This is a genomic window from Parashewanella curva, assembly GCF_003675895.1.
GTDB classification, from domain to species: domain Bacteria; phylum Pseudomonadota; class Gammaproteobacteria; order Enterobacterales; family Shewanellaceae; genus Parashewanella; species Parashewanella curva.
Genome location: NZ_ML014779.1, coordinates 1 through 19,952, shown reverse-complemented (window position 1 = coordinate 19,952; position 19,952 = coordinate 1). Strand labels below are relative to the sequence as shown.

General features: G+C 40.4%; 19 protein-coding genes. 13 read left to right on the top strand and 6 right to left on the bottom strand.

Annotation, left to right across the window (positions count from 1 at the left end; translation table 11 throughout):
- The first annotated feature begins 322 nt into the window (after nt 1-322).
- The 10 genes from glyA (at nt 323) to D5018_RS11125 (ending at nt 8,366) form a co-directional block, all read left to right on the top strand.
- Nucleotides 323-1,576 carry a serine hydroxymethyltransferase gene (gene glyA / locus D5018_RS11170; protein ID WP_121839090.1) on the top strand — a complete coding sequence of 418 codons (1,254 nt, stop codon included), beginning with the start codon at nt 323-325 and terminating at the stop codon, nt 1,574-1,576.
- Between the two features lie 101 nt (nt 1,577-1,677).
- A complete protein-coding gene (nrdR, locus tag D5018_RS11165; protein WP_121839089.1) occupies nt 1,678-2,127 on the top strand; it encodes a transcriptional regulator NrdR in 450 nt (149 codons plus the stop codon).
- Nucleotides 2,128-2,156: 29 nt separating this feature from the next.
- Complete coding sequence (ribD, locus tag D5018_RS11160) at nt 2,157-3,275, top strand: bifunctional diaminohydroxyphosphoribosylaminopyrimidine deaminase/5-amino-6-(5-phosphoribosylamino)uracil reductase RibD (RefSeq protein ID WP_121839088.1); 1,119 nt, start codon at nt 2,157-2,159, stop codon at nt 3,273-3,275.
- 71 nt (nt 3,276-3,346) lie between these two features.
- Nucleotides 3,347-4,003, top strand: a complete 657-nt coding sequence (locus tag D5018_RS11155; RefSeq protein WP_121839087.1) for a riboflavin synthase — start codon at nt 3,347-3,349, stop codon at nt 4,001-4,003.
- Nucleotides 4,004-4,040: 37 nt separating this feature from the next.
- Entirely contained in the window at nt 4,041-5,144 is a 1,104-nt protein-coding gene (ribBA, locus tag D5018_RS11150; RefSeq protein WP_121839086.1) for a bifunctional 3,4-dihydroxy-2-butanone-4-phosphate synthase/GTP cyclohydrolase II, read from the top strand.
- A gap of 84 nt (nt 5,145-5,228) precedes the next feature.
- The gene (gene ribH, locus D5018_RS11145) at nt 5,229-5,708 is read left to right on the top strand and encodes a 6,7-dimethyl-8-ribityllumazine synthase (RefSeq protein ID WP_121839085.1); all 480 of its coding nucleotides are present in this window, start codon (nt 5,229-5,231) and stop codon (nt 5,706-5,708) included.
- An 85-nt stretch (nt 5,709-5,793) separates the two neighbouring features.
- A complete protein-coding gene (gene nusB / locus D5018_RS11140) occupies nt 5,794-6,201 on the top strand; it encodes a transcription antitermination factor NusB (protein ID WP_121839084.1) in 408 nt (135 codons plus the stop codon).
- Between the two features lie 71 nt (nt 6,202-6,272).
- Nucleotides 6,273-7,232, top strand: a complete 960-nt coding sequence (gene thiL, locus D5018_RS11135; protein ID WP_121839083.1) for a thiamine-phosphate kinase — start codon at nt 6,273-6,275, stop codon at nt 7,230-7,232.
- Nucleotides 7,232-7,723 carry a phosphatidylglycerophosphatase A family protein gene (locus tag D5018_RS11130; RefSeq protein ID WP_121839082.1) on the top strand — a complete coding sequence of 164 codons (492 nt, stop codon included), beginning with the start codon at nt 7,232-7,234 and terminating at the stop codon, nt 7,721-7,723. The genes thiL and D5018_RS11130 overlap by 1 nt, the downstream gene beginning before the upstream one ends.
- 100 nt (nt 7,724-7,823) lie before the next feature.
- Nucleotides 7,824-8,366: a hypothetical protein gene (locus D5018_RS11125; protein WP_121839081.1), complete on the top strand. Its 543-nt coding sequence runs from the start codon at nt 7,824-7,826 to the stop codon at nt 8,364-8,366.
- Between the two features lie 75 nt (nt 8,367-8,441).
- Here D5018_RS11125 and recN read toward each other — a convergent pair whose 3' ends face one another.
- Entirely contained in the window at nt 8,442-10,103 is a 1,662-nt protein-coding gene (recN, locus tag D5018_RS11120) for a DNA repair protein RecN (RefSeq protein WP_121839080.1), read from the bottom strand.
- 867 nt (nt 10,104-10,970) lie between these two features.
- Between recN and D5018_RS11115 the strand changes: the two genes are divergently transcribed.
- A complete protein-coding gene (locus D5018_RS11115; protein WP_121839079.1) occupies nt 10,971-11,564 on the top strand; it encodes a hypothetical protein in 594 nt (197 codons plus the stop codon).
- A gap of 57 nt (nt 11,565-11,621) precedes the next feature.
- Here D5018_RS11115 and D5018_RS11110 read toward each other — a convergent pair whose 3' ends face one another.
- The 3 genes from D5018_RS11110 to barA form a co-directional block, all read right to left on the bottom strand.
- Nucleotides 11,622-12,089 (bottom strand): DM13 domain-containing protein, encoded by a 468-nt coding sequence (locus D5018_RS11110; RefSeq protein ID WP_121839078.1) that lies wholly within the window; start codon nt 12,087-12,089, stop codon nt 11,622-11,624.
- A 62-nt stretch (nt 12,090-12,151) separates the two neighbouring features.
- Nucleotides 12,152-12,748, bottom strand: a complete 597-nt coding sequence (locus D5018_RS11105; RefSeq protein ID WP_121839077.1) for a YjaG family protein — start codon at nt 12,746-12,748, stop codon at nt 12,152-12,154.
- A gap of 78 nt (nt 12,749-12,826) precedes the next feature.
- A complete protein-coding gene (gene barA, locus D5018_RS11100; protein WP_121839076.1) occupies nt 12,827-15,625 on the bottom strand; it encodes a two-component sensor histidine kinase BarA in 2,799 nt (932 codons plus the stop codon).
- A gap of 72 nt (nt 15,626-15,697) precedes the next feature.
- On the opposite strand from barA, the gene rlmD reads away from it, so the two are divergent.
- Nucleotides 15,698-17,023: a 23S rRNA (uracil(1939)-C(5))-methyltransferase RlmD gene (gene rlmD / locus D5018_RS11095; RefSeq protein WP_121839075.1), complete on the top strand. Its 1,326-nt coding sequence runs from the start codon at nt 15,698-15,700 to the stop codon at nt 17,021-17,023.
- Between the two features lie 36 nt (nt 17,024-17,059).
- Entirely contained in the window at nt 17,060-19,276 is a 2,217-nt protein-coding gene (gene relA, locus D5018_RS11090; protein ID WP_121839074.1) for a GTP diphosphokinase, read from the top strand.
- Here the strand turns inward: relA and D5018_RS11085 are convergent.
- Entirely contained in the window at nt 19,273-19,737 is a 465-nt protein-coding gene (locus tag D5018_RS11085) for a hypothetical protein (RefSeq protein ID WP_121839073.1), read from the bottom strand. The two genes, relA and D5018_RS11085, sit on opposite strands and share 4 nt — an antisense overlap.
- A partial coding sequence (locus D5018_RS21980; RefSeq protein WP_207819278.1) for a hypothetical protein occupies nt 19,721-19,952 on the bottom strand: 232 nt, incomplete at its 5' end. The genes D5018_RS11085 and D5018_RS21980, both read right to left, overlap by 17 nt.

Sequence of the window (19,952 nt, the reverse complement as noted above, 5' to 3'; positions counted from 1 at the left end):
TAACGACTGCAATAATACAATATTTATGAGTTCTCTAAGTGCCTGCTTTATCTATCACCTATTTTATCAATTAAGATCGATCTCAATTTTTATTTCGTAACTATATGAGAATAGTTTAAACATTGAAAAACTCTTTTCGGCATTTAATGCTTTGACCAAAAGTTATTCTTGATGAAGAACAGAGTTAAATGTTCTAAATGCAAAACAGTGTGAAAAAACGGTTTAATTTACTGGGATAATGTTACATGAAAGAGTAAAATGCCGCCCAAATTAAAAATTTAAACCTATACCCACACTTACGTTATTTTTTTCGGAGAAAATAATGCAGCAACATGACATGACAATCGCTGATTTTGATCCAGAATTGGCTCAAGCGATGCAAAAAGAAAAAGTACGTCAAGAAGAACACATCGAATTAATTGCTTCTGAAAACTACACCAGTGCTCGAGTGATGGAAGCGCAAGGTTCTGTATTAACTAATAAGTACGCAGAAGGTTATCCAGGTAAACGTTATTATGGTGGTTGTGAACACGTTGATGTTGTTGAAGCGCTGGCGATAGAGCGTGTAAAAGAACTGTTTGGTGCGGTTTACGCTAACGTACAGCCTCATTCAGGTTCGCAAGCTAACTCGGCTGTATACATGACCTTACTGAAACCAGGTGACAAAGTATTAGGTATGAACCTAGCGCACGGTGGTCACTTAACTCATGGTTCACCAGTGAACTTTTCAGGTAAATTGTATGATATCGTGCCTTACGGTATCGACGAATCAGGAAAAATTGATTATCAAGAGCTTGAGCAATTAGCGGTCGAACATAAGCCTAAAATGATCATTGGTGGCTTCTCTGCCTATTCTGGTATTGTTGATTGGGCGAAGATGCGTGAAATCGCTGATAAAATTGGCGCTTACCTATTTGTCGATATGGCTCACGTAGCAGGCTTAATCGCGGCTGGTGTTTATCCTGACCCATTACCTCATGCTCACGTTGTTACCTCAACTACTCACAAGACACTGGCTGGTCCTCGTGGTGGTATCATCTTATCAGCTGAACAAGATGAAGATTTACACAAAAAGCTAAACTCTGCAGTATTCCCTGGTGGTCAAGGTGGGCCATTAATGCATGTTATCGCAGGTAAAGCGGTAGCCTTTAAAGAAGCATTATTACCAGAGTTTAAAGCTTACCAGCAACAAGTAGTTAAGAATGCTAAAGCTATGGTGGAAGTATTCTTAGAGCGTGGTTATAAAATCGTATCAGGCGGAACTGAAAACCACCTTATGCTTGTTGACTTAATCGGTCGTGAGTTGACAGGTAAAGAAGCCGACGCAGCACTTGGAAGCGCTAACATCACGGTAAATAAGAACTCTGTACCTAATGATCCTCGCTCTCCATTTGTGACATCTGGTATTCGTATTGGTACACCAGCCATTACCCGTCGTGGATTTAAAGAAGATGAAGCTCAAACATTAACTCACTGGATTTGTGATGTTTTAGATGACGCACATAACGAAGATGTGATTAATCGAGTTAAGGAACAAGTTCTTGAGCTTTGCAGTCGCTTCCCTGTTTACAAATAGAAAGCATAAGTAGCAGAAGCAATTGAAATAAGATAAAATCTTGTGGCCGAAAGGGAACCTTTTCGGCCACTTTTTTTGGTCATGGCAACACAGGGGGCACAATGCATTGTCCATTTTGTAATAAAACGGATACGAAAGTGATTGACTCTCGCTTGGTTTCAGAAGGGCATCAAGTAAGGCGTCGTCGTGAATGTACCTGTTGCCATGAACGCTTCACCACTTTTGAAGGTGCCGAATTAGTAATGCCAAAAGTGATCAAAAGTGATGGCAGTCGCCAACCGTTTGATGAAGAAAAACTAAGAAGAGGCATGACTATTGCGGCTGAGAAACGTCCTGTTTCAGTCGAGCAAATTGAACAAGCTTTAGCAAAGATAAAATCCACGTTAAGAGCAACGGGTGAGCGCGAAATTAAGTCTCAAATCATCGGCAATTTAATCATGGAACAGCTCATGACTTTGGATAAAGTGGCATATATTCGTTTTGCTTCTGTTTATCGTGCGTTTGAAGATGTCTCTGAGTTTGGCGAAGCCATAGCCAAACTAGAAAAATAACCCATATTTACTCTGTGGAACTCAATACCATGTGGTCGACTTTCGATAGAAAAATGATGACCAGAGCTTTGCAGCTGGCAGCTAAAGGCAAATATACCACTCGCCCTAATCCTAATGTCGGCTGCGTTATCACTCAGGGTGAGAAGATAGTTGGTGAAGGCTTCCACTTACGTGCAGGCGAACCTCATGCCGAAGTTCACGCTCTCAATCAAGCGCAAGAAAAAGCTCAAGGTGCGACTGCGTATGTCACTTTAGAGCCGTGCAGCCACTATGGCAGAACAGGTCCATGCGCTGTCGCTTTAGTGAAAGCTAAAGTTGCTAGAGTCGTCATTGCAGCAGATGATCCTAACCCTCAAGTTTCTGGTCGAGGAATTAAAATCCTAAGAGAGGCGGGCATTCAGGTTGATTCAGGCCTGTATGCAGAACAGTCTCGTGCCTTGAACTTAGGATTCATGAAAAAAATGGAAGCTGGGCGACCTTGGGTAACCCTTAAAGTCGCTGCAAGCTTGGACGGAAAAACAGCACTATCAAATAGTGTGTCAAAATGGATCACTGGTACTGAGTCTCGTCAAGATGTACAAAAATTGCGTTTACAGCATTGTGCGGTGGTAACGGGTATTAATACTGTGCTTGACGATGATTGCAGTCTTAATGTTCGTTATGATGAACTGGGATTATTAGCTGGCGAGTTAAATCAAGGCGATATTAAACAACCATTGCGAGTAGTACTTGATTCACATTGTCGCATGCCTTTAACAGCGAAGTTGCTCAACATAACCTCGCCAGTATTATTAGTTTCGACACAAGAGTACCCGCAAGATTTCAAAGATAAGCTGCCAAGCCATGTCCAATATGAGGTTCTTCCTGAACAAAACGGACGTGTACGCTTAACGACATTAATGGATTTTCTTGGTCAAAGCTGCAATAGCGTAATGATTGAAGCTGGAGCGACATTAATTGGCAGTTTTATCAAAGAACAATTAGCCGATGAATTATATTTATATCAAGCACCTAAAATTTTAGGAAGTTGCGGAAGAAGTATGATGCAGCTACCTGATTTTCAGATAATGTCAGAATTGCCATCGTTGAATCTATTAGAGCGAGTTCAATTAGGGCAAGACTTGAGAATGCGATTTAAGTTGAATTGAACGATACACATTTATCACCATCCCCCCCAATCTTCCAATTTACTTGAGGGGATAAATGAGTAGTGAGAACTATGTTTACAGGAATTATCGAGGCCGTAGGCCACATTAAACATATAGACCGTAATAGTGATGATATTAGGCTTACCGTATCAAGCGGCAAGCTTGATCTTTCGGATGTAAAATTAGGTGACAGTATTGCAACTAACGGTGTTTGTTTGACTGTGGTGTCATTAAATACGGACGGTTATGTTGCTGATGTATCAGCCGAAACAGTGGCCTTGACAGGCTTTGACCGTTACCAAGTGGGTGAAAAGCTCAATTTAGAAAAAGCTGTAACACCAACAACACGCCTTGGCGGACATATGGTTTCTGGCCATGTCGATGGTATCGCTCATGTCGTTAAACGTGAGAATCGTGGTAAAGCCATTGAGTTTTGGCTTAAAGCTCCAAGTGAGTTGGCAAGATATATTGCCCATAAAGGTTCAATCACTATTGATGGTGTAAGCTTGACGGTAAATGAAGTGCAAGGTGCAAAATTTAGGCTAACCATAGTGCCTCATACTGCAGATGAAACAACACTTATCGATTTACAGGCAGGCGATAAAGTTAATATTGAGGTAGATCAGATTGCTCGCTACTTAGAGCGATTGATGCAAGCATCTACAGAAACTCAAACTGAATCCGGTTTAACCATAGAAACTCTAGCTAAAGCTGGATTTATACGTTGAACCCACTCAAAAAATCTAATGAAGTAAAGGTCTTAACATGGCGTTACACAGCATAGAAGAAATCATTGAAGATATTCGCTTAGGTAAAATGGTTATCTTGATGGACGATGAAGACAGAGAGAACGAGGGCGATCTGATCATGGCCGCTGAACTTGTGACTCCAGAGGCCATCAACTTTATGGCAACTTATGGTCGAGGACTTATTTGCCAAACCATGACGAGAGCACGTTGCGAGCAATTAAACCTACCCTTGATGGTGAGCAATAACAATGCTCAGTTTGCTACTAATTTCACGGTTTCTATTGAAGCTGCGCGTGGTGTGACCACGGGTATTTCTGCTCATGACAGAGCGGTAACGGTTCAAGCGGCTGTCGCGAAAGATGCAAAAGCTGCAGACTTAGTTCAACCTGGTCATATTTTCCCTCTGATGGCACAAGAAGGTGGCGTGTTGGTTCGTGCTGGCCATACTGAAGCTGGATGTGATCTAGCTAGGCTTGCAGGGCTTGAGCCATCAGGTGTGATCGTAGAAATCTTAAATGAAGATGGCACAATGGCTCGTCGTCCTGAGCTTGAAGTGTTCAGCCAGAAACACGATATTAAGATAGGTACTATTGCGGATCTGATTGAATATCGTAACACCAAAGAAACCACGGTTGTCCGTGAGTCAGAATGCAAACTTCCAACACGCTTTGGTGAGTTCAAAATGGTGACCTTCCGAGACACCATTGATAACCAACCTCACTTTGCACTAGTGAAAGGTGAAATTACAGATAACACCTTAGTGCGTGTTCATTTACAAAATACTTTTAACGATTTGCTTTTCTCAGAGCGAAATCAAAGCCGTAGCTGGCCATTAGACAAAGCTATGGAACGAATTGCACAGGAAGACGGTGTATTAGTTCTGCTAGGAAATCATGAGTCTGGTAGCGATTTGCTTGAAAAAGTAAAAGCCTTTGAATTGGAAGATAAAGGTGAGTTACCGCCAGCAGCGAAGTGGGAAGGTACATCACGCCGAGTGGGTGTAGGCTCGCAAATATTAGCGCAATTGGGCGTTAGCAAAATGCGTCTGTTAAGCTCACCTAAGCGTTATCATTCACTTTCAGGCTTTGGCTTAGAAGTCACTGAGTATGTGTCAGAATAATATTTTTTAATTTGAAAACAGGGGTTGGAATTATGGTATCATTGCGCCAATTTTCAGCCCGTCGAATACGTCAAAGGTAATATAATGAACCTAGTTGAAGGTAAGATTGAAGCTAAAAATGCCAAGGTGGCCATCGTAGTATCACGTTTTAACAGCTTTGTAGTAGAAAGTTTGTTAGAAGGTGCGATTGATACCTTAAAGCGTTTTGGCAATGTCAGTGATGACAACATCACCGTAGTTCGTGTGCCTGGTGCATATGAATTACCGCTTGCTGCACGTCGTGTAGCTGCTAGTGGTAAATTTGACGGTATCATTGCATTAGGTGCTGTTATTCGAGGTGGAACTCCACATTTCGATTTTGTTGCTGGTGAATGTAATAAAGGATTAGCTCAAGTATCGTTAGAATTTGATACTCCTGTTTCGTTTGGTGTTATCACTACTGATACTATCGAGCAAGCAATTGAACGCTCAGGAACCAAAGCGGGTAACAAGGGTGGAGAAGCTGCTCTAGGTATGCTGGAAATGGTTAATGTTTTAGATGATTTGGAAAAGATTCTTGATTAATCGTGTTGGTGTTAGCTAAGAGACTTTTAGCCAACACCAATAAGATCGAGAATTTCCATGAGCAACAATTGTAATAGGAAACCCCATGAAGCCTTCTGAACGCCGCAAAGCCCGCCGTCTTGCGGTACAAGCCATTTACTCTTGGCAGTTAAGTGGTAATAACATTGCTGATGTAGAGCATCAATTTTTAACTGAGCAAGACGTTAAAGGTGTTGATGTAAGCTATTTCAGAGAGTTGCTCTCAGGTGTTGCAACAAAAGCATCTGCCTTAGATGAGCTTTTCGCTCCATTTTTAGATCGCAATGTTGAAGATGTATCTCCTGTTGAAAAAGCGATTGTACGCCTAGGAGCTTTCGAGCTTACCTTTCAAAAAGGCGTGCCTTTTAAAGTAGCTATCAACGAAGCGATTGAGCTGGCAAAAGCATTTGGTGCTGATGACAGTCATAAATTTGTGAATGGTGTGCTAGATAAACTGGCTGCCAGTCAAAAATAAATTAAAACGGTATCATACGATACCGTTTTTTTTGTCTATGCTTTTTATTTTTAAAATAAACGGAAGTCAGTTTGAAAGAGTTTCAAATTATAGAAAAATATTTTGCAGAATTAGGTCCTAAGCGTAAGGATGTTGCTGTTGGGATTGGGGATGACTGTGCTTTGGTTAACCCAGCAGAAGGTAATAGTGTTGCTATTTCTTGTGATACGTTGGTCGAAGGCACTCATTTTTTACCGAGTATGGAAGCAGAAGATTTAGGTTATAAATCACTCGCAGTAAATTTATCTGATCTTGCAGCAATGGGAGCAGAACCTGCTTGGATGACGCTTGCACTCACTTTACCTGAAATTGATGAAACTTGGCTTGAAGGATACTGTAAAGGTCTTTATGAGATTTCTGAATATTACGGCATTGCGCTAGTTGGTGGCGATACAACCCATGGTTCAAAGAGTTTAACGCTGACCGTAAATGGGTTAGTTCCTCCACAAATGGCAATGACAAGAAGTGGTGCTAAAGTAGGTGACTGGATATATGTTACCGGTACGATCGGTGATTCAGCGTTAGGTTTGGATATTTTGCTCGATAAACAGCAAATTGAAAATGAATCATATAAAGACTACTTGGTAAAACGACATTATCGCCCAACTCCAAGAGTACTTGCTGGGCAGGCCATTCGAGGTATTGCTAGTTCAGCTATAGATTTATCTGATGGTTTAGGCTCTGATATAAATCATATCAATAAAGCTTCAGGAACTGGTGCAAGAATTGATGTAGATACGTTGCCTTTGTCCGAAGCATTAGTAGAGTCTGTTGGTAAAGAGCAGGCGATTGAATATGCCATATCCGGTGGTGAAGATTATGAGTTACTGTTTACCGTTTCCGATGCCAATGAAAGCTCACTTATTACTTCGTTAAAGCAAACTGGTGTTCAGTTTACAAAGATTGGCCAGATAACTTCAGGGTCTGAACTCACATTCAAACAAGGTAAATTGAAATATCATCCAGTTAAGCAAGGATTCAAACACTTCTAATGGCATTCTTTACTCAAGACACAAATGTTAGAAAGTTAAGCTTATCGAACCCAGTTCACTTCTTAGCTTTGGGTTTTGGCTCTGGGCTTGCGACTAAGGCGCCCGGGACCTTTGGAACTCTAGCAGCAATTCCACTTTATTTAGTATTGAATCAATTTTCGTTATCGGTATATCTAATCGTAACCTTGATCGTTTCTATCGTCGGTATCTACATTTGCGACAAAGCATCAAAAGATATGGGGGTTCATGATCACGGCGCCATCGTTTGGGACGAAGTGGCTGGATTATTGATCACTATGATTGCAGCGCCAGCAGGGTGGATATGGTTACTGATTGGCTTTGCTCTATTCCGATTTTTCGACATTATTAAACCGTGGCCAATTAAGTGGCTGGACTCTAAAGTCTCTGGCGGTTTTGGCATTATGATTGATGACGTGGTGGCAGGTGTCTTTGCTTTGATTTGTCTACAAATGATTTATGCATTTACTTAATTGAGTGAGCCCCCCACCTAAATAAAGCTTCATCAAAAAGTAATGATTTATATTATTGCAGTGAGTAAAGTATCGCCATAGTTAACCTGTGGTGACCTTTATGTCTTCCAATCACTCCCTTTCAACGAGTACAATTTCAGACTTATTCTGCTGGAGCTGCCAAAAAGTTGATGAGCATAGCGAAGAATACTTACATCTTTCAGGAAAGTATAAAGTTTCTAAAAGTCGTTGTGGAGATTACTCATTATTCCATAATTTCGCCCAAAACGGTTCTAGGTATGATCGGCTTGATAAATCTGCAGTAGAAGCTCTAAGCCGATGTCTAGATGATAGTGGCTATGCCGATTTAGCTGAAAAAATTAGGGATGGTGATTATCGAACAAATATGGTCAATGGAATTTGTTGCTTCAGCTTGACAATTGGTGGTGGTTTATTGTTTGTTTTTGTTGGCCATGCTTTAGCTGCAGCTGGAACAACTACCTTAGCTGGTTTAGCCAAAGGTAGTGCAGTCAAGCTATTTATTTATAACTGTTTATGCACAAGCGCTGGAGAAGTGAGTTCGTTGGGAGGATATTTTTGTTGCCATCGATTGATGTATGAGCAATCGATGGCTCATACATCAAATAAAATGGCAAGAAAGTAGCCGAATCGTAACCGCTCTGACTGACGTCTATACTCGTGATACTTGAAGATGCATCTTCAGATATCACGAGTATATTTATGCTTTCTGAAGCAACTCTCTAGCATTAGCCAATGCATGTTCAGTGATTTTGTCACTGGCCAGTAATCTTGCTAGTTCTTCAATTCTTTTTGATTCAGATAGTGGCACCATTGACGTTTCAGTTTCTCCTTTTATAACTTTTTTATTGACGAGCATTTGTTGATGACCATTGCCCGCGACTTGTGGTAGGTGAGTTACACAAAATACTTGTGTGGACTCTCCAAGCGTTCGGAGCATACGACCAACCACAGCAGCCGTTGGGCCAGAAATTCCAACATCTACTTCATCAAAAATTAGCGTGGGTGTAGACACTTTTTGAGCTGTGATCACTTGAATACCAAGCCCAATACGAGATAACTCACCACCAGAAGCGACTTTAGACAAGGACTGTAATGGTTGCCCTGGATTAGTGGTAACCTGAAAGTCGATTTGATCTGAGCCTAAATCAGTCATGCTTTGTTCGTTATGATTGACTTCAATATAGAATTTCGCTTTTGGCATATTCAATTCTTGAATGGATGCTGTAACTAATTTATTGAGTTCTTTTGCAAACCGTAATCGACTTTGGCTGAGTTTTTTTGCTGCGGATTGATATTCTGATTGTGCTTGCTGTAACACTTCTTTTATATCATCCAGCTTATTCTCTGCTTGTGATAGTGAAGCGAGTTCTTGTTTTAATTTTTGGTGATGTAATGGTAACGCAACAGGAGTAACTAAGTGTTTACGTGCCAACTGCATTGCTTTGGTGAGTCGTTCTTCAAGTTGAGCAAAATACTCAGGATCTTGTTCGATTCCATTGACATAGTGCTGGATTTCGCCACAGCTCTCTTGTACTTGAATGAGTGATTCATTGAGCATTTCTGTGACCGCTTTTAACTTGGGATCAAGTTCTGCGAGGCCATCAGCAAACTGAACCGCTTGATTTAGCATAGATTCAATATTGGTTTCATCTTCAGTTAAGAGAGATAAACTCTGTTGGCAACTTTGCTGTAATTCAGCACTGTTTGCTTGCAGTTTATGTTCTTGTTCGATTTGCTCAAATTCACCCGCTTTTAAATCAAACTCATTGAGTTCTTCAACTTGGTATTCAATTAACTGTTTTCTGGCATTGCGCTCTTCTTGTGTTGCTTCAAGTTGCTTTAATTCAGATTGAATATTTTTGAAGTTTCGATACTGCTTTTGGACTTTATTGATCAAAGGCTGATGGTCGGCATATCCATCCAGTAAGGTCAGTTGGTGCTCATTTTTGAGCATGGCGTGATGGGCGTGTTGCCCGTGGATGGCAACCAGTAACTGACCTAAACATTTGAGTTGAAATAATGGAACAGGACTACCATTGATGTAAGCTCTTGAGCGGCCATCGTGATTAATGGTTCGACGTAAAATACATTCACTGTCGATATTTAAATCGTGTTCAGCTAACCACTGCTGTGCTTGGGGTAGGTTTGTGATATTAAAGCTTGCACTCAATTCCGCTTTATTAGCCCCGTTTCGGACGCTACCTGAATCAGCCCGCTCTCCTAAACATAAACCTAACGCATCTATAGCAATGGACTTACCTGCGCCTGTTTCGCCGGTAATGCTGGTCATTCCATGCTGAAAGTCTAATTCCAGAAATTTTACAATGGCAAAGTTTTGAATGTTTAGTTGGTAGAGCATCCTAACCCCCAATCAAAATAGTACTGTATTAATGAACAGTATATACTGATTTTATATACAGTAAATAGTGATTGGCGATTTTTGGTTAAATTGGTGAATCTCATTGGGAATGAGAATCGTCTCAAGGTATCTCATTTAAAGATATATTTTATATCATTAGATGAACAGTACAGCTTTATCTGAGGAGTGTGAAGCTTAGGGCCTGTTGATCTTTCGTGCTTATTTTTGCAGCGTTAAATTGGTTATCTTATGCAAGGCAGAGTTTGTGCGGTGTGGTTATTCCACATAAGCAAACGATAACGCAGCAGAAGTGACCAATTTACGCTGTCTCTGATGCTTTTGAGCACTTCCTGTTTTGTGTTGTGACCAGCTTACTTAGATGGCTAAGCTTCACTGCTCACGCCTTGAACAGAAAAGTGCTCAAATAGCACAAAATTTAAGCCTGAAAGATCAACAGGCCCTTCTAGTTTAAGTTTCGCTGAACAGAGTGATTATTCCAAGTAGTTATCAGTACAATTGATACACAGAGATGCTAGCCTCTGAAAATAGTGTTAATAACATTAAGTAAGGTGCTTCAATATTCTCCCATCGAGCAACAATGTAGCAAAAGATTGTCAGACTTATGATTTTGTAGCAGATAGTAAGTTTAATGCATCAGCCAAGTTAACTTCTGGCGAGTACTTTTCTTGTGGACTGGTTAAAAACCCACTTTGGGATGAGTGGCATAATGATGAAGTTCATGAAATTCAATTTTGTCAGTATGAAGAAAATAAAAGAGACTGTCGCTGGGGAAAGGAATATAAGGTTCGGGTTATTCCTTTTCATCTTCTCGGTTCTAAGCATACAGAAATAGACCCAAACGCTTCAGTGTTTGATAAACGACTTCCAGCCGGATGGAAGCTGAGTCTAAGCACAAAATTTGAACCATCTGTTAGTGGTGCTCAGGCCACTAAAATTATGTACGTTACCTTACCATATGCCCAAGCATCTACTCCATGGGCTCAAGCTTTGATTCGGTTTAATAAGCTTTTTTCAGATGGCTTGGAACAGGTTTGTCAAACAGTACTTTTTAATAAGGGAGTTAAGTTTCCTAGTGATGGTTGTTGTCATCACTTTGCTAATTATTTGATATTCGGTATGAAGAAACAAGCTTATTTAGATAGGGATTTTAAAGAATGGTATGACCAACTCCCGTTTGTTGAAATTCTTTCTTTTAGCGAATTAACGGTTCGTTGGGGAGATATCATTCAGCATACTCATATGGGTAAACTCATTCACAGCATGGTTTATGTAGGAGATAGCAGGTATATAAGTAGACATGGTAATACTTATATTTATTTTCAATCATTAGAAGCGACAAAATTATCCTACCCTTCAGATAGCAGCAGGATCATTCGGTTATTACCTGAGTTTTACTCAACAGAACTCGAATTTAAGCTGTGTTATTCTTCTGCTACTTAATAGAAAAGGTCACATATTCAAGGCGCTAATTATTCTTATTAGTGAGTTCAAGCCAAATTATTGGTATTTTGCCGCTGTAATAAACTCACCAAAGGTTTCACACCACACAATTACGGCTTGGTAATTACTTGGATTTACACTTTCAGGGACGTTAACCACAAAGTTATCAAAGGTTTTTACATCTCCAACCAAAACCATTTGTGATTTTAGACGTTTGAAATCTGCTTCGGTTTCGACAAATTTGGGTGAAAGGTAGAGCCTATAATCTGGCCCCGGAGCTAGCTTCCCTTTAAAGCTAATATGCTTTCTCCCGATTGAAATATCACCCTCTCCCCAGTGAAATGCATCGCTGTCCGTTAAGTCCCTAACAAATACCGTGTGATACATTGAGTTTGCAGACATCTTTTCAATAACCGCTGAGCTTGGGCTGGTGGGAGCAGTCAAGATGGGAAGCGTATAGATGCCGATAGCGAATCCAATGATGCCGATGGCAATGTGAGAGATAAAAAGCAGAAGGTACTTCATAATAACGGCCTAAGTAGAGAAATCGAAGATATACTACTAGTAGACCGTCTTAAATCAAAAAACTAAACAGAAATCCCAATATTAGATATGCCACTTTCTACGATTTCAGATCTTAGCTCTTTAATAAATTCAGGGCTCAAGAAGTTTGACTCAATAACGTCTAGCAGCTTAGCTTGAACTTCTCTTTCTTCATCCATGGCAGGGTGAGCAAAGACGTAATCTTCTATTTGTTCTTCAGTTTCGAATTCTTGTTCGCAAGTCGCTTCTATATAGCTTGCTACAGTACTAGAAGAAATTTTACTGATGTTAGTGATATCGTCTTCAATTTTACTTTGAATCGCACTCAGTAGTGATGTTAAAGCAACGACAGCATCTACGGCAGGGTAAACGCCATAGACATCATAGTTTTCAGGTTCTGGAACGACTTCATCTAAGCGCTCTAAATACAATTCAAGGTTAAATTTTAGTTTTCTATCATATTGCTTTTGCCACAATAAATCTAAGGTGGTTTTTAAAACTTGCGGGTTACCAAATTCGCATACCTGAGAAAAAAGGGCGTAGTTTGGATACATGCGTTGGCATAAAGCAATGGCAAAAACTTGTTTTTGATGAAGGTTTAGGGATTTTAAGCGTTTGAAAAAGCCGATTTTTTTAGTCATGTAACTCTTCGCTATGGGAGGAGGCAGAGCTCTGGTTGGCTCAACCTCACTGTTTTGGGGATTCTACACCGTCAAGTATCACGAGTATAGCGATTCAGGAGACATCTGTGTAATGATTTGCTTAGCTGCAGACTCCACTTTGATAAGCTCATCAATTAATTCTAAAATTTCTGGCTCAAGTTGCTTAATGTTTTCTCCTGCCTTAAGTGCCGTTTCTATCTGTTTGCAAAGCCCTTGGGTTGTCGGGACACCACAGTAACAGCAGGCACCATGGAGTTTATGTATGATTTGAATCATTGATTTAGGTTCTTGTGCATCAAATGTTGTTTGAATATCCTCGCAGGTATTTGGAATTGATTTTACAAGCATCTGCAGCATTTCGAGGGCTAATTCAGTTTTATGACCTGCCTGTGAAAGACATAGCTCCCAATTGAGGGTATGGCGTTCAAATTGGAGAAAACTAGGTTTATTAACCCAGCGCTCAATTGTTTCTTGTAAGTCACTAACATCAATGGGTTTTTGTAATTGATCTTCCATGCCACTCGCTAATATTCGTTCTTTCTCTTCTGACATAGAGTGAGCAGTAACCGCTACAATTGGAGTATTGCGATTAAGCGAGTCTTTTCTTATATTTTGGGTAGCCTGAATGCCATCAATATCGGGCATCTGGATATCCATTAAAATCAAATCATATCGATATTGTTTCGCCAGTCTAATGGCTTTCTCACCGCTAGAAGCAGTAGTGACATTGGTTACTATTTCATTAAGAAGTGCATCAATTAGCATTAAGTTAGCAGGGTTATCGTCAACAGCAAGAACATTGAGATTCTTCTTTTGTTGTGGGCTTGCGGCCTGACTACTGTAAAAAGCGGGTTGTGTGGTCTTTTGGGCGTAAATCATCTGTCTGGCTAATGATAAACTGGTAAAAGGGGTTTTAATCACTGCATCGGTGTAATTTAGTACGTCGCCAAGCAGTCTCTCATGCTTTGAACTATTGAAGAGTAAAATGATGCGTTCTGTTTTAGTTTGGGCCAGTTGTAGAACTTTTTGAACTTTAGCCAGGTTGCAAGTATCTCCAATACTCAACATAAAATAATCGAAGTTCTGGCTGCTTGCGAGTTTATTTGTAACATCTTCAGGTGAAGTGGCTACTCGATAAAGCATTTCCCAGCTTGAAAGAATATCTGATGTAACACTTGCAGCTAGAGGGTTAGGCTCACACAAAAGTACAGATTTATTTTTTAAATTTGCTACGGGTAGAGAATCACCCAGTCTAAGCTGGCAGCGTTCAAGTGGAAGTATGCACCAGAACGTAGAACCTTTACCAAGTTCAGACTGAAAGTTAATATTTCCACCTAAAGCTTCCACTAAACGCTGAGTAATGATTAACCCTAAACCAGTACCACCAAAGCGGCGAGAAATAGAAGAATCGGCTTGTTTAAAAGCTTGGAAAAGCAGTTTTTGATGCTCAGGCTTAATGCCAATACCTGTGTCGTGAACCTCAAATCGCAACAATATTTGCTCTAAGTGGCTGGATTCCAATTCTACCTTAACCATGACACTTCCTGATTCGGTAAATTTGATGGCGTTTCCGACTAAGTTGGTAATGATTTGATTGAGATGCTTCATATCACCACTCACGTCATCCGGTACATCCTCGTGAATATCAATCACAAATTCTAGGTGTTTATCATGAGCAGCAGGTGCAATTAATTTTAATGTCTCGTCTAATGCGTCCCTGATACTAAAAGGGATGATTTCAATAACCATTTTTCCAGCTTCAAGTTTAGAGAAATCCAAGATGTCATTGATGATGCTGAGCAAGTTATTCGCACTACGTTCAATGGTTTGTATATATTCAAGCTGACTACTGTGAAGCGGCGTTTTAGCCAACTGTTTAGCGAATCCGATTACACCATTTAGCGGGGTACGTAACTCATGAGACATATTAGCTAAGAATTCAGATTTTGTTTGGTTCGCATCTTGAGCGCGTTTTTTGGCAATATCTAACTCGACGTTTTGAATTTCAATTTGTTCCAATGTCTTAACTAAATCAGAGGTCGCTTGCTCAATGTTGGTTTGCATCTCGTTTTGAGAGGCAGCAAGTGTTTTAGACATGGTGACGATGTGTCTTTTAAGAAAATCTAATTCGCTTATGTATTGCTTACTGAGTTCATTTGTCTCCTGATTGCTATTAATGCGGCTGACAAACATAGACAGTTCATCAATAGGCCCTGAGATAAATTTCACTAAGCGGATCGTGAACATCAAATTGAGCTGAATCCCAATAAGGATGATTACGAAAGAAATTATGATGTTTCTGTGCTTTGCTTCAATAATGTCAGAAACATTCATTAATACCGATATATAGCCGAGTAACGGGCCGCGTTCAGGTTTTTCGATTGGCAAATCTGGTTGTTGATATGCTTGTTTTTCTTCATCGGAAATGGCAAAAATAGGGACTTTGATGACCAGCTTATTGTCGTGAATTTCTTGTTCAACTTGATTGAGCGTGACTAACGAACCTCCGTGCCTCAGCCCGATGAATCCTTTGTTGTAGTGTGAAGAAACGAAGCGACGATTATTGTTGTCAAAAACCGCGATGGATTCTACAAGTTCGGGGTCACTGATTTGTAGACTTGTGAGTAATCGTTTAGCTTCATCCCTATTTTTACTCTTAAGTGCCAACCCCATTGCTAGAGCTACAGGCTCTGCAACCTGTCTCGTTTTCGATAAAATATTTTGCTCTAACTCGATTGTGCGGTTTACCGTGAAAAAAACGGCGAGTAAAATAGCGATTACCACCGTTGGGACTAAAGCCAGCATCAATACCCAAGTACGTAAGTTATGTTTGGGTGGGGTTTCAGCACCTCTCATGATCTTTATTTTATTTCCCTTTATTAGAATTATTTTTTTTATCCCCGCTACTTTATCAACTTTGAGGCGAATATGGCGCAATTTTTTACAAATAAACCTAAAAGATCAAAAAAAATGTCACCGAGAATGACCTTGACTATGAACCAATTAGATCACTTAGGCGCTGGGGTTGCACATCATCAGGGAAAAGTAGTTTTTACTCCTAAGGCCTTATCCGGCGAAACAGTCGAGTTGCAATTGGTGGAGCAAAAGAAAAAATTCGCCAAAGGTAAGTTGATTAAGGTGCTTGTGCCTTCACCCGACCGAGTTGTTCCAGACTGCCAATATTACGAAGAATGTGGCGGATGCGATTTACAGCATTTAGACGTCGATGCCCAGCGTCAACATAAGCTCAACACATTAAGCCAATTAATGGAAAAGCTCGCTAAGGTTACCCCTCCAAAGCCTGAAATGATCAGTGGTGAGGCTTGGCGATATCGACGTCGTGCCAAACTGGCTACCAGCTTCGGTAAGGCATCTAATCGTCTTAACGTTGGATTTAGAAAATCAGCAAGCCGTGATGTCATTGATATTGAAAGCTGTAAAGTGTTACCTGAAACCTTAGATAGGCTGATTAAGCCGTTAGCAGACACACTAAATCAGTTAAAAGGTGTGAAGCGACTAGGGCATATTGAATTGATACAAGGAGATAAGCTTGCTTTTGTGGTCATCCGAACTCCAGAAGCTTTATCATCATCCGATAAAAATGTACTCAAAGAATTTGCTTTAGAACATGACTTAAACATGATCCTGCAATTGAATGACAATCAATTTGAAAGTATCCATGGTGATGAGTTACTTCCTAGTTATCAGGTTGCCAATTCACGCTTACAATTCTCACCGGGGAGCTTTGTTCAAGTCAATGCTAGCATAAACGAAAAAATGGTGGCTCAAGCCTTAGAGTGGTTACAGCCACAATCGGGTGAGCGCATATTGGATTTATTTTGCGGTATGGGTAACTTCAGTTTGCCACTGGCGCAATCAGGCGCTCATGTCATTGGTGTTGAAGGTGTAAAATCGGCGGTAAAACAAGCACAATTCAATGCGTCAATTAATAGGCTTAAAAATGTAGAGTTTTACGATTGTGATCTCAGTGCTGATTTATCAGCAGAGTCATGGTTAGGGAAAATTGATAAATTATTATTAGATCCCGCCAGAGCCGGAGCATTTGAGTGCTTACAATGGCTCAAGAAACTAAGCCCTAATCAAGTGTTATATGTGTCTTGCGATCCCTCAAGCTTGTCTCGTGACACAAAAGTGCTTTTAGATCATGGATATCAATTGCAGAAGTTGGCGATGATTGATATGTTTCCTCAGACACATCATATTGAAGCAATGGCTCTTTTCTCCAAGAAGTAGTCATAAGCATTTAACCATTAAAAAGGTAATTGGGCTATGGTATCGGTTCGTGAGACCCATTTTCAGCACGATCAATTCCAATTAGAAGAATGGACTAAACGCTACTTGCCAAATGAGCAAGAAGCTAGAGGTTTACAAGACTTCCTCAGTGAATTGTTGACTGCGCAAGAGGGCAAAACTGCAACATTATCTGCAGAAGAGTTTACTCGTGCTCGAGAAATGGTGGAAATTCTCGCACCGCTGCACATGGACATAGAGACGCTTCAAGCTTCTGTGCTGTATATTTTGTTGAATTCTGAGAAGTTAACAGAAGAGCAAATCGAAGAAAAGTACGGTAAAAAGCTTGCGCTATTGGTGAAAAGTGCAGTTACCATGAATGCCATCGGTGCGTTAAAAAGCTCGCCTCATAATAAATCGCCAGAATCTCAAATTGATAACATTCGTAAAATGTTATTAGCCATGGTGGAAGATGTACGTGCCGTGGTAATTAAGTTGGCGGATCGCATTTGTATATTGCGTGAAGTCAAAAATGCAGATGAAGAAACGCGTGTGCTTTTAGCTAGAGAAATTAGGGATATTTACGCGCCATTAGCTAACCGCTTAGGTATTGGGCAATTAAAGTGGGAGCTTGAGGATATCTCATTCCGCTATCTGCATCCTCAAATTTACAAAGATATTGCCAAACAGCTTGATGGAAAGCGTTTAGATCGTGAATCTTACATCGTTCACTTTGTAGAGCACTTGCAATCTAAATTAGATGAAGAGGGTATTAAGGCCAAAGTTTATGGCAGACCAAAGCATATCTTTAGTATCTGGAAAAAGATGCAAGGCAAAGATCTAAAATTTGATGAGCTATTTGACGTGCGTGCCATTCGAATTGTTACCGATCGCCTACAAGATTGTTATAGCGCCCTTGGGGTTGTTCATACTCTTTGGCATCACATTCCCAAAGAATTTGATGACTATGTGGCCAACCCAAAGCCTAATGGTTATCAATCTATCCATACCATTGTTGTGGGGCCTGAAGGTAAAACCGTCGAAATTCAGATCCGAACGGAGCAAATGCATGAAGATGCTGAGCTAGGTGTAGCTGCCCACTGGAAGTACAAAGAAGGCAATCAATCAGGCAAACAAAGTGGTTACGAAGAAAAAATTAATTGGCTTCGTAAAATTTTACAATGGCAAGAAGATGTTACCGAAAGTGGTAACTTGGTTGATGAAGTACGTAGTCAGGTTTTTGAAGACAGAGTATATGTATTCAGCCCTAAAGGCGATGTAATTGATTTACCTTCTGGCTGTACTGTTTTGGACTTTGCCTATTATGTTCACTCCCATGTCGGCCATAAGTGCATTGGTGCTAAAGTCGATGGCCGCATTGTGCCATTTACTTATCAGGTTCAAACGGGTGAGCAGGTTGAAATTATTACTGCTAAGCACCCCAATCCTAAGCGTGATTGGCTGAATCCGAATTTAGGCTATATCCGATCATCTCGCTCACGTTCTAAAATTCAAAGCTGGTTTAAACATCAAGATAAAGAAAAAAATACTCAAGCTGGTCGAGAAATGCTCGATGCTGAATTAAGCCCATTAGGCTTTAGCATCAAAGATGCTGAACCCGCTGTTAAGCGTTTTAACATGCTTAGCCTTGATGATTTATTGGCAGGCATTGGTGGCGGAGATGTTCGTTTAAATCAAGTTACCAATTACATTCAAGGTTATTACGCACCAAAAGAAAAAGGCGATGCGACTGATGCTGTAGAAGATCTTCTGAAAAAAGGCCAAATCCATAAGTCCACCAATCGCCGTGGTGATAAAGTTGAAGTGAATGGCGTTGGTAACTTAATGAGTCACTTAGCACGTTGCTGTCAGCCAGTTGCGGGTGATGAAATCGTTGGTTTTATCACTAAAGGACGTGGGATTTCGGTTCATCGAGATGACTGTGAGCAACTAAAAGAGTTGTTATCAGTCGCTCCAGAGCGTGAAGTTGATGTAGTGTGGGGTGAAAACTACAAAGGCGGCTTTAGAGTTAAACTGAGAGTGTTAGCAAACGACCGCACAGCGTTGTTAAGGGATATCACCAGTATTTTAGCCTCTGAGAAATCCAGCGTGATGAATATGTCGACCAAAGTGGATACCAAAAAGCTGGTGGCAACCATCGACTTAGAATTAGAGCTCTACAACAGAGATGCTTTAACTCGTTTGATTGCCAAGCTCAATCAAATCGAAGGAGTGTTTGAGGCTAAAAGATATTAAATCGAAGATTTAGGACATTGCTTATCATCACCCGTTATTTTGATGGTGGCGGTTTGAGATTTGATAACTGAGCAAAATGGTGGTTTATCGTTAGGGCAATAGACCAGATAAGCCATCACCGTTACCTCGTCATTGGGCTCAGGATTGTCGTTAGTGTAAAGTAAGCCATTACCAACCCATTCATAGTTTCCAGGGAGGTTGGTTACCGTATAATAGCTTTTGCCGTTGATCTCAAAATTCGGCAGAGAGTCGGTATTGTCAATCTCGATTTTAACTAATGCTTGTTCATTGGGTTTAATACACAATGATTGAGGTGACGTCAAAATTAGTTTGGGTTGATCTTGGGGCGTTGCTGCATACAAATTCATTGAAAAAAAGAAACTAAATTGAGAGACAACCATGCACAAAATAGCCTTTAGATGCATAGATTTTTTGTCAAATAGTTTATGTATTGCAGGCATTTTGCCCCCTTGATTCTAAGGTAAACTTGCCCCCCAAGACTACCCTTCCTATAGAGCAGTTAAAAGGATTATGAATAAAGGTTAATTCCAGGGCAACCGCGCGAGTGTTTAAATTTCGTCCGCTACAGTTAGCCCAGCCTTTAAAACCTTTTCGAGATAATCTGTTTTCATCCAAGCTCGCTTTCTTTTTGTTGGGATGCTTATTTTTGTTTTTT

Excerpts from the sequence above, each read along its gene's own strand:
- barA (WP_121839076.1), bottom strand. The coding sequence starts at position 15,625 with ATGAGAGGTGCTGAAACCCCACCCAAACATAACTTACGTACTTGGGTA.
- nusB (WP_121839084.1), top strand. The coding sequence starts at position 5,794 with ATGAAGCCTTCTGAACGCCGCAAAGCCCGCCGTCTTGCGGTACAAGCC.
- D5018_RS11130 (WP_121839082.1), top strand. The coding sequence starts at position 7,232 with ATGGCATTCTTTACTCAAGACACAAATGTTAGAAAGTTAAGCTTATCG.
- nrdR (WP_121839089.1), top strand. The coding sequence starts at position 1,678 with ATGCATTGTCCATTTTGTAATAAAACGGATACGAAAGTGATTGACTCT.
- ribBA (WP_121839086.1), top strand. The coding sequence starts at position 4,041 with ATGGCGTTACACAGCATAGAAGAAATCATTGAAGATATTCGCTTAGGT.
- D5018_RS11155 (WP_121839087.1), top strand. The coding sequence starts at position 3,347 with ATGTTTACAGGAATTATCGAGGCCGTAGGCCACATTAAACATATAGAC.
- D5018_RS11085 (WP_121839073.1), bottom strand. The coding sequence starts at position 19,737 with ATGCCTGCAATACATAAACTATTTGACAAAAAATCTATGCATCTAAAG.
- D5018_RS11105 (WP_121839077.1), bottom strand. The coding sequence starts at position 12,748 with ATGACTAAAAAAATCGGCTTTTTCAAACGCTTAAAATCCCTAAACCTT.
- D5018_RS11110 (WP_121839078.1), bottom strand. The coding sequence starts at position 12,089 with ATGAAGTACCTTCTGCTTTTTATCTCTCACATTGCCATCGGCATCATT.
- ribH (WP_121839085.1), top strand. The coding sequence starts at position 5,229 with ATGAACCTAGTTGAAGGTAAGATTGAAGCTAAAAATGCCAAGGTGGCC.
- D5018_RS11125 (WP_121839081.1), top strand. The coding sequence starts at position 7,824 with ATGTCTTCCAATCACTCCCTTTCAACGAGTACAATTTCAGACTTATTC.
- recN (WP_121839080.1), bottom strand. The coding sequence starts at position 10,103 with ATGCTCTACCAACTAAACATTCAAAACTTTGCCATTGTAAAATTTCTG.
- ribD (WP_121839088.1), top strand. The coding sequence starts at position 2,157 with ATGTGGTCGACTTTCGATAGAAAAATGATGACCAGAGCTTTGCAGCTG.
- relA (WP_121839074.1), top strand. The coding sequence starts at position 17,060 with ATGGTATCGGTTCGTGAGACCCATTTTCAGCACGATCAATTCCAATTA.
- glyA (WP_121839090.1), top strand. The coding sequence starts at position 323 with ATGCAGCAACATGACATGACAATCGCTGATTTTGATCCAGAATTGGCT.
- rlmD (WP_121839075.1), top strand. The coding sequence starts at position 15,698 with ATGGCGCAATTTTTTACAAATAAACCTAAAAGATCAAAAAAAATGTCA.